Annotated in this window: 11 protein-coding genes and 1 pseudogene; 2 read left to right on the forward strand and 10 right to left on the reverse strand. The window is 71.7% G+C overall.

Annotated features, from left to right (window positions below):
• From KUTG_RS22395 to KUTG_RS22425, 8 genes and pseudogenes are all read right to left on the reverse strand, one after another.
• A pseudogene (locus tag KUTG_RS22395) lies at positions 1–660 on the reverse strand (lytic murein transglycosylase); the annotation flags it as partial.
• Between the two features lie 10 nt (positions 661–670).
• On the reverse strand, positions 671–1639 hold the full coding sequence (locus tag KUTG_RS22400) for a nucleoside triphosphate pyrophosphohydrolase (protein WP_043719306.1): 969 nt from the start codon (positions 1637–1639) through the stop codon (positions 671–673).
• Positions 1636–2571, reverse strand: coding sequence for a hypothetical protein (locus KUTG_RS22405; protein WP_043719307.1), 936 nt, complete (start codon positions 2569–2571; stop codon positions 1636–1638). Before KUTG_RS22405 ends, KUTG_RS22400 begins: the two co-directional genes overlap by 4 nt.
• 30 nt (positions 2572–2601) lie before the next feature.
• A complete protein-coding gene (gene mfd / locus KUTG_RS22410) occupies positions 2602–5580 on the reverse strand; it encodes a transcription-repair coupling factor (RefSeq protein WP_232240894.1) in 2979 nt (992 codons plus the stop codon).
• Positions 5555–6178: a hypothetical protein gene (locus KUTG_RS63830; RefSeq protein ID WP_232240895.1), complete on the reverse strand. Its 624-nt coding sequence runs from the start codon at positions 6176–6178 to the stop codon at positions 5555–5557. Before KUTG_RS63830 ends, mfd begins: the two co-directional genes overlap by 26 nt.
• 161 nt (positions 6179–6339) lie before the next feature.
• The gene (locus tag KUTG_RS22415) at positions 6340–6789 is read right to left on the reverse strand and encodes a hypothetical protein (RefSeq protein WP_052395228.1); all 450 of its coding nucleotides are present in this window, start codon (positions 6787–6789) and stop codon (positions 6340–6342) included.
• The gene (locus KUTG_RS22420; protein ID WP_043719309.1) at positions 6786–7334 is read right to left on the reverse strand and encodes an RNA polymerase sigma factor; all 549 of its coding nucleotides are present in this window, start codon (positions 7332–7334) and stop codon (positions 6786–6788) included. Before KUTG_RS22420 ends, KUTG_RS22415 begins: the two co-directional genes overlap by 4 nt.
• Positions 7327–8379: a S8 family serine peptidase gene (locus KUTG_RS22425; RefSeq protein WP_043719310.1), complete on the reverse strand. Its 1053-nt coding sequence runs from the start codon at positions 8377–8379 to the stop codon at positions 7327–7329. Before KUTG_RS22425 ends, KUTG_RS22420 begins: the two co-directional genes overlap by 8 nt.
• A 104-nt stretch (positions 8380–8483) precedes the next feature.
• Between KUTG_RS22425 and KUTG_RS22430 the strand changes: the two genes are divergently transcribed.
• Together KUTG_RS22430 and KUTG_RS22435 are read left to right on the forward strand one after the other, a co-directional pair.
• Positions 8484–11027 carry a CHAT domain-containing protein gene (locus KUTG_RS22430; RefSeq protein WP_052395230.1) on the forward strand — a complete coding sequence of 848 codons (2544 nt, stop codon included), beginning with the start codon at positions 8484–8486 and terminating at the stop codon, positions 11025–11027.
• A gap of 3 nt (positions 11028–11030) precedes the next feature.
• Positions 11031–11576 (forward strand): DUF4291 domain-containing protein, encoded by a 546-nt coding sequence (locus KUTG_RS22435; RefSeq protein WP_043719312.1) that lies wholly within the window; start codon positions 11031–11033, stop codon positions 11574–11576.
• Here KUTG_RS22435 and KUTG_RS22440 read toward each other — a convergent pair.
• Positions 11573–12010 (reverse strand): MarR family winged helix-turn-helix transcriptional regulator, encoded by a 438-nt coding sequence (locus KUTG_RS22440; RefSeq protein WP_043719314.1) that lies wholly within the window; start codon positions 12008–12010, stop codon positions 11573–11575. The two genes, KUTG_RS22435 and KUTG_RS22440, sit on opposite strands and share 4 nt — an antisense overlap.
• Positions 12007–12417, reverse strand: a complete 411-nt coding sequence (locus KUTG_RS58830; protein WP_043730271.1) for an SRPBCC family protein — start codon at positions 12415–12417, stop codon at positions 12007–12009. The genes KUTG_RS22440 and KUTG_RS58830 overlap by 4 nt, the downstream gene beginning before the upstream one ends.
• Between the last annotated feature and the right edge of the window lie 10 nt (positions 12418–12427).

Raw genomic sequence — 12427 nt, forward strand, 5'->3', positions numbered from 1 at the left:
CACGCCCCAGCGGTGCCAGGTGGCCGGCGCGAACTGCATGGGGCCGACGGCGTGGTCCCACTTGGTGTCGCCGTCCAGCGCGCCCTTGTCGGTGTCCGGCACGGCCAGGAAGCCGGGGCTGCCGTCCAGCGCGGGGCCGATGATCGGCCGGGACTCCTCGCCGCTGTCCAGCACGCTGGCGCCGCCGTAGCGGCCGTGCTTGGACTCGACCCGCCCGACGCCGGCCAGCGTGGCCCAGGTGACGTGGCAGGACGGGTTCTTGGCCTGGTAGGCCAGATCGGCGTGGGCGTAGGCGGTGAGCACCCGCTCCGGCACGTCGCTGTAGTAGGCGACGCGGGTGAGCCAGCCCTGGAGGTTCTCCTTGGGCGCCGCGGTCTGCGCGGCCGGCGGCGGGGTGGCCGGGCCGGGGATCGCGGAGTTCTTGGCCACGTCCAGCGGCGGCACCCGGAACGGCGGCGGCCCGGTCGGCCCCGTCGGCGCGGGCGGGCCGGGATGGCTCAGCCAGTTGACGGCATAGATCGCGCCGGCGCCCAGCAGGAGCACCAGCGCGATCAGGAAGACCTTGCCGAAGATCTCGCCGCCGCGGCCCTTGCGCGGGGGCGGCGGCGGAGGTGGGTATGGCGACTCGGCCTGCGAGCGCGGTGGGGTCGAGTAGGCCATGTCACCCAGGCTACGTGGCCAAAGGAGAGTGACGCGGCGGCCAGTGCCGGCGCCAGTCGTCCGCGGTCAGCCGCGTCGGGTCCAGTCCGGCGGCCTTGGCCGACAGCTCCGCGGCCCGCACGTCCCGCTCGAACTGCCGGGCCACGCCCCGCAGCTCGCTCTCGGGATCCTCGCCGGTCAGCTTGGCCACGGCGGTGACGCCGAACAACGTCGCGCCGGTGTCGTCGCCCGAGGGCAGCAGGTCCACCGGCAGGCCGACGCGGGCGACGCGCTGGGTCAGCTTGGCCGCCAGCGACACCGCGGGCTGGCCGAGCGCCACGCCGTCCACGCTGGACGCGCGCTTCTTCTCGGCCTGCTTGAGCTCCTCCCACCGCCGGTCGTGCCGGTCGAGTTCGAAGCCCTCCTCCTCGGTGGCGAACACGTGCGGATGCCGTCCGACCAGCTTGTCCACCAGGTCGCCGGCCACGTTGTCGATGTCGAACGGGTCGTCGCCGCTCTCGGCGGCCACGCGGGCGTGGAACAGCACCTGGAGCAGCACGTCGCCGAGCTCCTCGCGCAGCGCCGCACGGTCGCCGTCCTCGATCGCCTCCAGCAGCTCGTAGGTCTCCTCGACCAGGTACTGCCGCAGCGACTCGTGCGTCTGCTCCGCATCCCACGGGCAGCCGCCGGGCGAGCGCAGCCGGTCCATCACCGACGCCGCGTCCAGCAGGGCCGAGCCCACCGGCTCCGGGGTGTCGATCCGGGTCGCCCCGGCCGCCAGCAGCGCGGCCGCGGCCGGCTCGGTGGCGTCGGTGGCGATCAGGACCGCGTCGTCGGTCAGCTCGTCGGCCGTCAGCTCGTGGGCCCCGAGGGACTGCCGCAGCTGCTCCGGCACGTCCTTGCCCGCCCACACCTCGGTCGCGGCCCGCAGCGCCGGCAGCGCCGCCGCCGGCAGCACGCCGGGCAGGCGCGGGCTGAGCAGGACGACAACAGCGGTCACGACTTCGGGTTCCGCACCGGCGCCGAGATGGTCGAGGACTCGCCGTCGCTGGGCGAGATCTGGCCGAGCAGCGGCTCCCACACGCCGAAGCGCGGGTTCAGGGTCAGGCCGGCCTGCTGGGCGAAGCGGAACGCCTCCAACTGGCCGAAGGTCTCGGCGAGCTGGCTGGTGTCCTGGCCGCCGGTGGTGTCGCCGGCGTTGTCCACGCGCTTCTTGACGTAGATGACCGCCCACGCGTTCTCGGACTGCATCGGGAAGGCGACGACCTCGCCGGCGTTGGCGGCGAACAGCAGGACCAGGTCCTTGGGCACGCCCGCCGGCGTCGCGGCGGCGTCGACGGCCGCGCCGGCGGTGGCCGAGAACAGCTTCTTGTCGTCCTCGGGGTGCGCGACGACCTTGTTCACCAGCGCCTGGGCGGCGTTGCGGTCCGCGACCTGCGCGTAGTCCACGGTGGCCAGCGCGGTCTTGACCTGCTTGGCCCCGAGCTTGCTCCACACCATCTCGTCGCCGATGTAGTCACGCAGCAGCGGGCCCTTGGCCTGGACGTCGGCGGTCTGGCTCAGGCCCAGTCCCTTGCCGGCCGCGGTGGCCGGGCCGTACACCTGGTCCACCTGGGCCTGGTCGATCTTGATGCCGGACTTGGCGGCCAGCTGGCTGGTCGCCTCGTGCAGCACCGACAGGCCCACGATCGTCCGGGCGATCTGCGGGAAGGTGCTCGGCTTCTGCTGCTGCATCTTGCGCGCGTCGGCGCTGTCGACCAGCACGTTGGTGATGTTCTGCTGGACGACGTCGAGGGGGATCGTCGTGCCGCCGATCACTGCCGCGGCGCCGATGTCACCGCCACCCGGGCCGGCACCACAGCCGGTGACCAGGGCGCCGACAGCGGCGCACGCGGCGAGAACTGCGATGGGACGGCGAATGGCGATCGTCACAGTGCGCACTCTCTCACAGCGAAGATGATCTCAACCAGCGGCTACCGGCTTGGGTTTTCCGAGCAAGGTCTCCACGAAGTGGGCGCACCAGTCCAGCAGCTCGGTGTCCCGCAGCGGCGGCGCGCCGATCCGGCCGCCGGCCGGGCCCTCGGTCGGCCGCGGCACCGACACGGTGTGCGTGGTCGGCTTGTACAGGGCCTTCGGGTACAGCCGCTTCAACCGCACCAGCTGGGAATCCATCAGCTCCATCGGCGCGAACCGGATCGAGCTGGACTGCGTGGCCACCTCGGTCACGCCGTGCTGGCGGCAGGTCTGGCGGAACCTCGCCACCGCCAGCAGCCGCTCCACCGGGGCCGGCGGCTGGCCGTAGCGGTCCTGGAGCTCCTCCCTGACCGCCGTCAGCGTGGTCTCGTCGAAGGCCGCCGCGATCTTGCGGTACGCCTCCAGCCGCAGCCGCTCACCCGGCACGTAGTCGTGCGGGATGTGCGCGTCGACGGGCAGGTCGACACGGACCTCGGCCATCTCCTCGGCGTCGTCCTCGGACGGCGCGCCGGCGTGCTTGCGGAACGCCTCGACCGCCTCGCCGACCAGCCGCACATAGAGGTCGAAGCCGACGCCGGCGATGTGGCCGGACTGCTCGGCGCCGAGGATGTTGCCGGCGCCGCGGATCTCCAAGTCCTTCATGGCCACGGCCATGCCGGCGCCCAGCTCGGTGTTCTGCGCGATGGTGGCCAGCCGGTCGTGCGCGGTCTCGGTCAGCGTGCCGTCCGGCGGGTACAGGAAGTAGGCGTAGCCGCGTTCCCGGGCCCGGCCGACGCGGCCGCGCAGCTGGTGCAGCTGGGCCAGGCCGAGCAGGTCGCCGCGCTCCACGATCAGCGTGTTGGCGTTGGAGATGTCCAGACCGGTCTCGACGATCGTGGTGCAGACCAGGACGTCGAACTCGCGCTCCCAGAAACCCTCGATGATCTTCTCTAGGCGGTCCTCGTTCATCTGGCCGTGCGCAGTGGCGATGCGGGCCTCCGGCACCAGCTCGCGGATCCGGCGGGCCGCCCGCTCGATCGAGGACACCCGGTTGTGCACGAAGAAGACCTGGCCGTCGCGCAGCAGCTCGCGGCGGATGGCCGCGCCGACCTGCTTGTCGTCGTAGGCGCCGACGTAGGTGAGGATCGGGTGCCGCTCCTCGGGCGGGGTGAGGATGGTCGACATCTCGCGGATGCCGGCCAGGCTCATCTCCAGCGTGCGCGGGATCGGCGTCGCCGACATGGTCAGCACGTCGACGTGCGTGCGCAGCGCCTTGATGTGCTCCTTGTGCTCGACGCCGAAGCGCTGCTCCTCGTCCACGATGACCAGGCCGAGGTCCTTGTAGCGCAAGCCGGTCTGCAGCAGGCGGTGCGTGCCGATGACGATGTCGACCTCGCCGTCGGCCAGTCCGGCCACGACCTTCTCCGACTCCATCGGGTCGGTGAACCGGGACAGTCCCTTGACGTTGACCGGGAACTGCCGCATGCGCTCGCTGAACGTGTTGAGGTGCTGCTGGGCCAGCAGCGTGGTCGGCACCAGCACGGCCACCTGCTTGCCGTCCTGCACCGCCTTGAACGCCGCCCGGACCGCGATCTCCGTCTTGCCGTAGCCGACGTCGCCGCAGATCACCCGGTCCATCGGGACCGCGCGCTCCATGTCGCCCTTGACCTCGTCGATGGCGGCCAGCTGGTCGGCCGTCTCGGTGAAGGGGAAGGCGTCCTCCAGCTCGCGCTGCCACGGCGTGTCCTGGCCGAAGGCGTGGCCGGGGGCGGACTGGCGGGCGGCATAGAGCTGCACCAGCTCGGCGGCGATCTGCTTGACCGCCTTCTTGGCCTTGGCCTTGGTGTTCTTCCAGTCCGAGCCGCCGAGCTTGTTCAGCGTGGGCAGCTCGCCGCCGACGTAGCGGGAGACCTCGTCGAGCTGGTCGGTCGGCACGAACAGGCGGTCGCCGGGCTGGCCGCGCTTGCTGGCCGCGTACTCCAGCACCAGGTACTCGCGGGTGGCGCCGGCGACCGTGCGCTGCACCATCTCCACGTAGCGGCCGATGCCGTGCTGCTCGTGCACCACGTAGTCGCCGGGCTTGAGGGCCAGCGGGTCCACGGCGTTGCGGCGGCGGGACGGCATCTTGCGCATGTCCCGCGTGGACGTGCCGCCGCGGCCGCCGGTCAGGTCCGTCTCCGTGAGGACGACGAGGCCGAGGCCGCCGGCCAGGAAGCCGTCCTCCATCGAGCCGCGGGCGACCGTGACGACACCCGGCTCCGGGGCGTCGAACAGGCCGTTCTCGGCCAGGCGCGCGGGCACCTCCGCATCGGACATCTGCTCCACGGCCCGTTGCGCCGTACCGGTTCCCGGCACGATGAGCAGCGCCGTGCCGCCGGTCGCCGTGTGGGCCCGCAGGTCCGCGAAGGCCCGGTCCACGTCGCCGCGGTAGGCCTCCACCGGCGCCACGTCCAGGCGCAGCACGCCTTCCGCGTCCGAGGTCAACTGGCTCAGCGTCCACCAGGCGCGACCACTGTCCACTGTGGTCGTCGCGACGTCCGCGAGCGCGCGATAGGCCGAGGCCCCCAGGTCGATCGGGGCCTTGCCGCCGCTGGCCGCCGCCATCCACGAGGCCTCAAGGAACTCCTGGCCCGTGCGGACCAGGTCCTGGGCCCGGGTGCGGATCTTCTCCGGGTCGTTGACCAGCACGATCGTGCCCTCGGGCACGACCTCCGTGAGCAGCTGGAGCTCGCCCTGGCACAGCGCCGGGATCAGGGCCTCCATGCCCTCCACGGCGATGCCGTTGGACAGCTTGTCCAGCATCTCCGCCAGTTGCGCGTCGGCCTGGTGGTCCGCGGCCAGCTCCGCCGCCCTGGCCTTGACGTCGTCGGTGAGCAGCAGCTCCCGGCACGGCGGGGCCGTGAAGGCCTGGATCTCCCCGGCAGCGAGCGCTGGTCGGCCACCGAGAACGGCCGGATCTCGCTCACCTCGTCGCCCCCAGAACTCCACCCGGACCGGGGTGCTCCGAGGTCGGCGGGAAGACGTCGAGAATGCCGCCACGGACCGCGAACTCGCCGCGCTTCTCCACCATGTCCACGCGGACGTAGGCCAGCTCGGCCAGGCGCTCCACCAGCTGGAGGAAGTCGTGCTCCGCGCCGATCTCCAGGTGCACCGGGGCCAGCTCGCCCAGCTGCGGGGCCATCGGCTGGATCAGGCTGCGGATCGTCGCGACGATCACCTTGATCCCGCCCGCCGGATGCTCCTCCGGATGCGCCAGCCTCCGCAGCACTTCCAGCCGCCGGCCCACGGTGTCCGCCCGCGGCGACAACCGTTCGTGCGGCAGCGTCTCCCAGGACGGGAACAGCTCCACCGCGTCCGGGCCGAGCAGGTCCTTGGCGATCGCCGCCAGCTCGTCCGCCTCGCGGCCCGTCGCCGTGATCGCCAGCACCGGGCGCTCCGTGGCCAACGCCGCCACCAGCAGCGGCCGCCCGGCCGGCGGGCCCTCCAGCTCCAGGCGTGGTTGCTCCACCGCCCCCAGCGCCTCACGCAGCGACTTGTCCGCGAGCACGGCGGTCAGCAGACCGGACAGTCGGCCGGGCTGGGTCACTTCGACAGTCCCCCTTGAATGCACCTCGACACGCTGTTCAGCCTAGGCCGCCGCCCCGACAAGAACCTGCCGTGGTGCATAACCCCTGGTCAGCGCGATATACGGGGATCTATCGCCCCTCCTTCGACGTTAGCAGGGGCCGGGGTGGGCAGTGGCACGGTTTACAGCGAGGTCCAGGCCGTGAGGACGCGCGGCCCGGTGGACTGGGTCAGCTCCAAGCGGAACAGGCCGGTGGGGCGGGGGCGGATCGTGAACCAGCCGAGGGCGTCGACCTGGACCGTGCGGACGAGGCCGTCGGCCTGGCGGACCAGGAGCTCGCCGGAGCGGGGCGGGGCGACCTGGCCGAGCAGGGCGTCGGCGGTGACCTCGACCTCGATCGTGGCGTGGCTGGCCACGAAGGTCATGGCCCGCAGGGCGGCGGTCTCGGCCCGCATGGCGGCGGGCTCGACGTCGGAGTCGAAGGCCAGCGCGGCCAGTTCGGCGTCGACGGTGTGCCACGCGAAGGCGGCCTTGCCGGCATCGACCAGGCGCAGGGGCACCTCGCGGGCGGCGAGGACGGCCTCGGCGAGGTCGGCCAGCAGCTGGTCGTCGCCGTCCCAGAAACCGGTCACGACTCCTCCTCGAATGCGGCCAGCGCGGGGTTGCCGCGGAGGGTGTCGAGGCACCGCATGCGGCTGGGCCCGATACTGCCGACCGGGACGCCGATCTGGGCGGAGATCGTGGCGTAGCGGACGGTTTCCTCGGCGAACAGCAGGTTGAGCAGCTGCCGGCAGCGCTCCGAGAGCTCGCGGAAGGCCACCCGCAGCGCGATGTGCCGCTCCTGCATGAGCAGCCACGCGTCGAGCTCGGGCCGCTCGTCGGGCCCGTCGATGTCCTCGACGCTGATCTGCTTCTTCTTGTCCCGCAACAGATGCAGACACTCGTTGCGGGTGGTGGTGGCGATCCAGCCGGGCAGTGCGGCGGCCTCCCGCAGGGTGTTGAGGCGTTCGACGAGCCGGAGCCACACGGTGGCGTTGACGTCGTCGGTGTCGGCGGCCGACAGGTTGTAACGCCGGCACACGGCCCACACGAGCGGCGCGAACCGTTCCACGATCTCGTCCCACGCGGCCTGCTCGCCGCGCCTGGCCCGCAGGACCAACTCGGCGACGTCAGGCATGCAGCGCCGCCACCATCGAGTCGGGGTCGTTCAGCAGCAGCCGATACGCGTCCGAGGCGGCCACACCGGCGGTGGACATCCGGGCCGCGACGGAGCCGCTGACGAAGGCGGCCGCGAATGAAGTGCCGCGCCAGGACGCGTAGCCCCCGAACGAGGTGCCGTCGATCGCGGCGTGCAGGAAAGCGCTGCGGACATCGTTCCCGGGAGCTGCGGCGTTGATCCAGGCGAAGCTCGGGCCGCCGGTCGAGCCCACATCGATCACGGAGCCGAAGGCACCCGGCCAGACCCGGTCGGTGTGATCGTTGCCGGCGGCCGCGACCACGAGCACCTCCGGCCGCAGCCGGGACAGCGCACGGGCGATCGACGACGGCACCGCATGGTCGGCCGTCTCGAAACCCAGCGACAGGTTGAGGATCTGGATGTCGTCGCCGGCGAAGGCGCCGATGTCTTTGACCAGCTGCCAACGGCTGCACCGGCCACTGTCCGATGCCAGCCCGGCACGCATGTGGATGATCGCGGCCGGTGCGTGCTGCCGGATGATGCCGGCGACGAACGTGCCGTGGCCGGCCCAGAGGGTCGCGTGCTCGTCCGGGACGTAGTAGGTGTCGGCCAGCACGTGGCTCGATGGCAGGTCGCTGTGGTGCGTCGGAGCCGTGTCGATCACGCCGATGTGCACGCCCTGCCCGTCGGTGGTCTCCGGGATCGGCACCGGATAGGCGGGATAGGCCGGTCCGACCGACTTGTGCTGCGGGTTGCCGTACACGTCGTCGCTGTTGCGGTCGAGCACCGGCACGAACCCGTGCCGGTCGGCGAACCGGCGGCCCACGTCGTAGAAGAGCAGGTCTACGCCGGTCAGGTCGGTCTCGTCGGAGTAACTCACGCGGGCGGCCGGAACGTAGTCATCGAGTTCGAGCGGCCCGATGAGGGTCAGGTCGGTGGTGTCGTCCGAGTCGCGGTGGTGGTCGGCGGGCAGCACGTGCAACCGGTCGGTCAGCAGCTCCACGACCTCGTCGCAGTGCCGGCTGTCGACGATCAGCTCGTCCATAGGTTGTCCCCTCCTCATGCATCACCGAGCCGCCGGCGGCACCCGTGATACATCCCGGTTAATCGCATTTTCGGGACGGGTGTGACGGGTTCATCCTCTTTGGTGTGAACAGCGGTACCGCGCTCGCGGTGGCCGAGGAGGCGCTGCGGCTGGCCGACCGGGCCGCCGGACGCGCCGGGCCGGCGTGCGCGGCGGCGGTGCTGCGGGCCCGTCGTGACGGCGACACGGAGGCGCTGTCGATCGCCGAGCGGGCGTGGGGACGGTCGCTGCTCCAGTCCGGGGACGTGGTGGCCGCGGCGGTGCATCTGCGGAGGTCGATCGCCGTTTCCGCACGGGCGGAACTGGCGGCGGAGAGCCGGATTCTGCTGGCGGCGGCGCTGTTGCAGCAGGGTCGGCCGGGGCCGGCGCTCCGGGAGATCGACCTGGCCGTACCCGATCTTGACGGGCCCGGTCGGGCGCGGGCCCGCGCCCAGCGGGCGGACATGCTGCACCAGCTCGGGCGGCTGTCCGAGGCGCACTCCGAGTACCAGGTCGCGGTGCCGCTGCTGCGCCGTACGGGTGATTTGCTGAATCTGCAACGCACTCTCGTCAACCGCGGCATCCTCCACACCGAACGTCACTCGTTCGGCGCAGCCGAGGCCGACCTGACGGCTGCCGATCAGCTGGCCCGCAAACTCGGCCGGCACCTGGCGACCGGCATCATCGCCGAGAACCTCGGCTTCATGGAGACGCTGCGTGGCGACGTGCCGGCCGCGCTGGCGCATCTCGACCGCGCGGAGCGGGCGATCGGCGCCGAGGGCGGGCAGCTGGGGCCGGTGTTCGTGGACCGGGGCGAGCTGTTGTTGGCGGTCGGTTCGGCGTCGGAGGCGCAGGAGGCGGCGGAACAGGCCGTGCATGCGTTCTCCCTTGAGCGGCGAGGGCTGCTACTGCCGGGGGCGTTGGTGTTGCAGGCACAGGCGGCGTTGCTGGCCCGCGACTGGCCGACGGCGTTGACGCAGGCCCGGCGGGCCCGGCGGCAGTTCCTGCGGCAGCAGCGCACCGAGTGGGCGGAGTTGGCGCGGTTGATCGTCGTACGGTCGTCGCTGGCGCTCGGCCTTTCCGTTTCGCGGCGCGGGATGCGGGACATGGTGGCGGCCTTGGTGCGTTCCGGTTGGCCCGCCGCCGCCCTGGAGGCTCGGCTGGCGGCGGCTTTGGTGCTGGACGACGCGGAGTTGCTGGGCGAGGCCGCCCAGGCTCGTCGCCGTGGGCCGGCCGGTCTTCGGGCCCGGGGTTGGTACGCGGAGGCGTTGCTGCGGCAGCGTTCCGGCGACGCGGCCGGGTCGTCGCGGGCGCTGCGGCATGGGCTGCGGGTGTTGGACGAGTACAGCATGTCTTTGGGGGCAACGGATCTCCGTGCGTATTCGGCCGTGCATCGGGCGGAGCTGGCCGAGCTCGGCCTGCGGGCGGCGTTGCGGGACGGCCGGGTGGCGCAGGTTTTCTCGTGGGCGGAGCGGAGTCGGCGCCTGGTGCACCAGCCCGTGCTGCCGCCGGACGATCCCGTGTTGGCCGATCTGTTGGCCCAGCTGCGCAGCGTCGTCCGCGGTGCTCGCCATGCGCAGCGGCAGGTCGGGTTAGAGCGTCGGATCCGGGATCATGTGCGGCTGCACCGAGGCGGCGATTTCCGTGTCGTGGAGCCGGTTTCGCTGGCTGAGCTGGATCTCGGTCCGAGCGCTCTGGTGGAGTTCGTCCAGCTCGACGGTCAGCTGCTCGGCATCGGCGTGGTCGACGGTGTTTCCTCACTGGTTCCGCTCGGGTCGGTGGCCGACGTCGCCGGCTTGGTCGAGCGGCTGCCGTTCGCCCTGCACCGACTGGCCCGGCGGCCGTCGCCGGCCGCGCTGGCCTTGTTGGAGGATGCCGCCGCACGGCTGGACAATCTTCTGCTGGGACCATTCCGTGTGGACGATCGGCCGCTGGTCGTGGTGCCGACCGGGCCGTTGCACGACCTGCCGTGGTCGGTGCTGCCCAGCCGCATCGGGCTCCCGGTGACCGTGTCGCCGTCGGCAACCCTTTGGCAGTCAACACGATTCGACACCCGGCCCGGTGTCGCCGTTGTCGCCGGGCCCGGCCTTTCCGGCGCTCGTTCGGAAGCCATCGCCGTCGCTTCACTCTACGGCGTCACACCTTGGTTGGACGCCACCGTCGACCGTGTGCTCGGGCTCCTCCGCAGCTGCGGCGTCGCCCACCTGGCCGCGCATGGCCGCCTGGCCTTGGACAATCCCCTGTTCTCCAGCCTCCGGCTGCACGACGGGCCGCTGGTCGTGCACGATCTCGAACGGGCCCAGCAGGTTCCGCACACCGTTGTGCTCGCTTCGTGCGACATCGGGCGATCCCTGGTGTGCACCGGCGACGAGCTCCTCGGCCTGTCCGCCACCTTCCTCTCGCGCGGCACCGCCACGCTCATCGCTTCCGTGGTCCCGATTCCCGATCTCGAGACCGCCCCGCTGATGACCGCCTTCCACCGCCAGCTGCTCGCCGGCCTCCCCGCCCCGTCCGCCCTCGCCGCCGCCCAGGCCTCCTTGCGTGACCGCAGCCCCCAGGACCTCGCCGCCGCCGCCGGTTTCGTCTGCCTGGGCGGGAAATCGTTTGGCTTTGAGCCCTATGGTGGGTAGGAGATGAATACGATCAACGCCGCCTATAACGAGCGGCTCATCACCGTGTACCAGGCGTACAACCCGGCCATCGCCGACGCCGCCCTGGCCGCGAACGCCTTCGTGCCGCCGTTCAGCCGGACTCGCATGACCTGGATCAAGCCGTCCTTCCTGTGGATGATGCACCGATCCGAGTGGGCGACATCACCCGGGCAGGAACGGGTGTTGGCCATTCGGATCCGACGTGACGGCTTCGACTGGGCCGTCCGCAACGCCGTCCTGAGCTCGCACTCCGGTGCGCATGCCAGCCAGGACGAGTGGCGCCGGCAGCTCAAGGCCAGTCCCGTTCGCGTGCAATGGGATCCCGACCGGGACGTGCGGATGCAGACCCAGTCGTACCGCGCGATCCAGATCGGACTCAAAGACGAGGCGCTCCGGCGTTACGTCGACGAGTGGATCGACTCGATCACCGACGTCACCGCATTGGCGCACGAGATCCGCTCCCTGGTCCGCTCCGGACAGGTCGACCGCGCAGAGGCGTTGCGCCCCAAGGAAAAGCCGTATCCCTAACGCAGCAGTCGGGCCAGGCCGGCGACGAAGCGGTCGTCCACACCGGCGAAGTACTCGGCGTCGGCCCGCTCCACATCCCGCAGCGCCGCCGCCAGCACCTCACGTCCGTCCGGCGTGACCACTATGCGCAGCGCCCGGGCGTCCCGGGGGTCCGGCGTGCGGTTGAGCAGGCCGCGGTCGGCCAGCTTGCGGACCACCTGGCTGGTCATCATCGTGTCGGTGCCGGCCTGCTCGGCCAGACGCTGCTGGGTCGGCGACTCCTCGTGATCCCCCAGCCACCATGACGTGGCCAGCAGCACGAACTGCACGTGGGTGAGGTCGTGCGGGGCCAGCGCCGCGCGCATCGCCCGCTGCCACGCCAGCGTCACCCGCCAGAGCAGGAAGCCGGGGCTGCGCCCGGGGCCGGTCCAGCGGGACCGCGGCTCGTCGTTCATTCGCACATTCTCGCCAGTGCCCCGACCGCGTCGGGAAAGTCCTCCGTGATCATCGGTCCCATCGCTGCCAGCTCGTCGTCGCCGTCGATCTCCAGCCGATGCGTGAGCAGCCAGCGGCCGTCGCCCGCCGGCTCGATCCGGTGCACGAACCGCAGCACCCCGCCCGGCATCTCCGTCTCGTCGGTGAACCCTTCACCCGGCCTCACCTCCGTCAGCACGTACCCCAGCGGCGGCCGGCCCGCCACCGTCAGCTCCCCTCTCGCCCCTTGGACGAACTCGCCGTCCAGCGTCACCTTCGCCAGCCCCTCGTCCCAGCTCGGCCAGTCCGCCGGGTCGCTCCACTTCGCCCACACCGCCGCCGGCGTCGCCGTGGTCGTCACCGTGTGCTCGAACTCGTAAGTTGTCATGCACGCATAC

Source organism: Kutzneria sp. 744 (genome assembly GCF_000568255.1).
Classification (GTDB): domain Bacteria; phylum Actinomycetota; class Actinomycetes; order Mycobacteriales; family Pseudonocardiaceae; genus Kutzneria.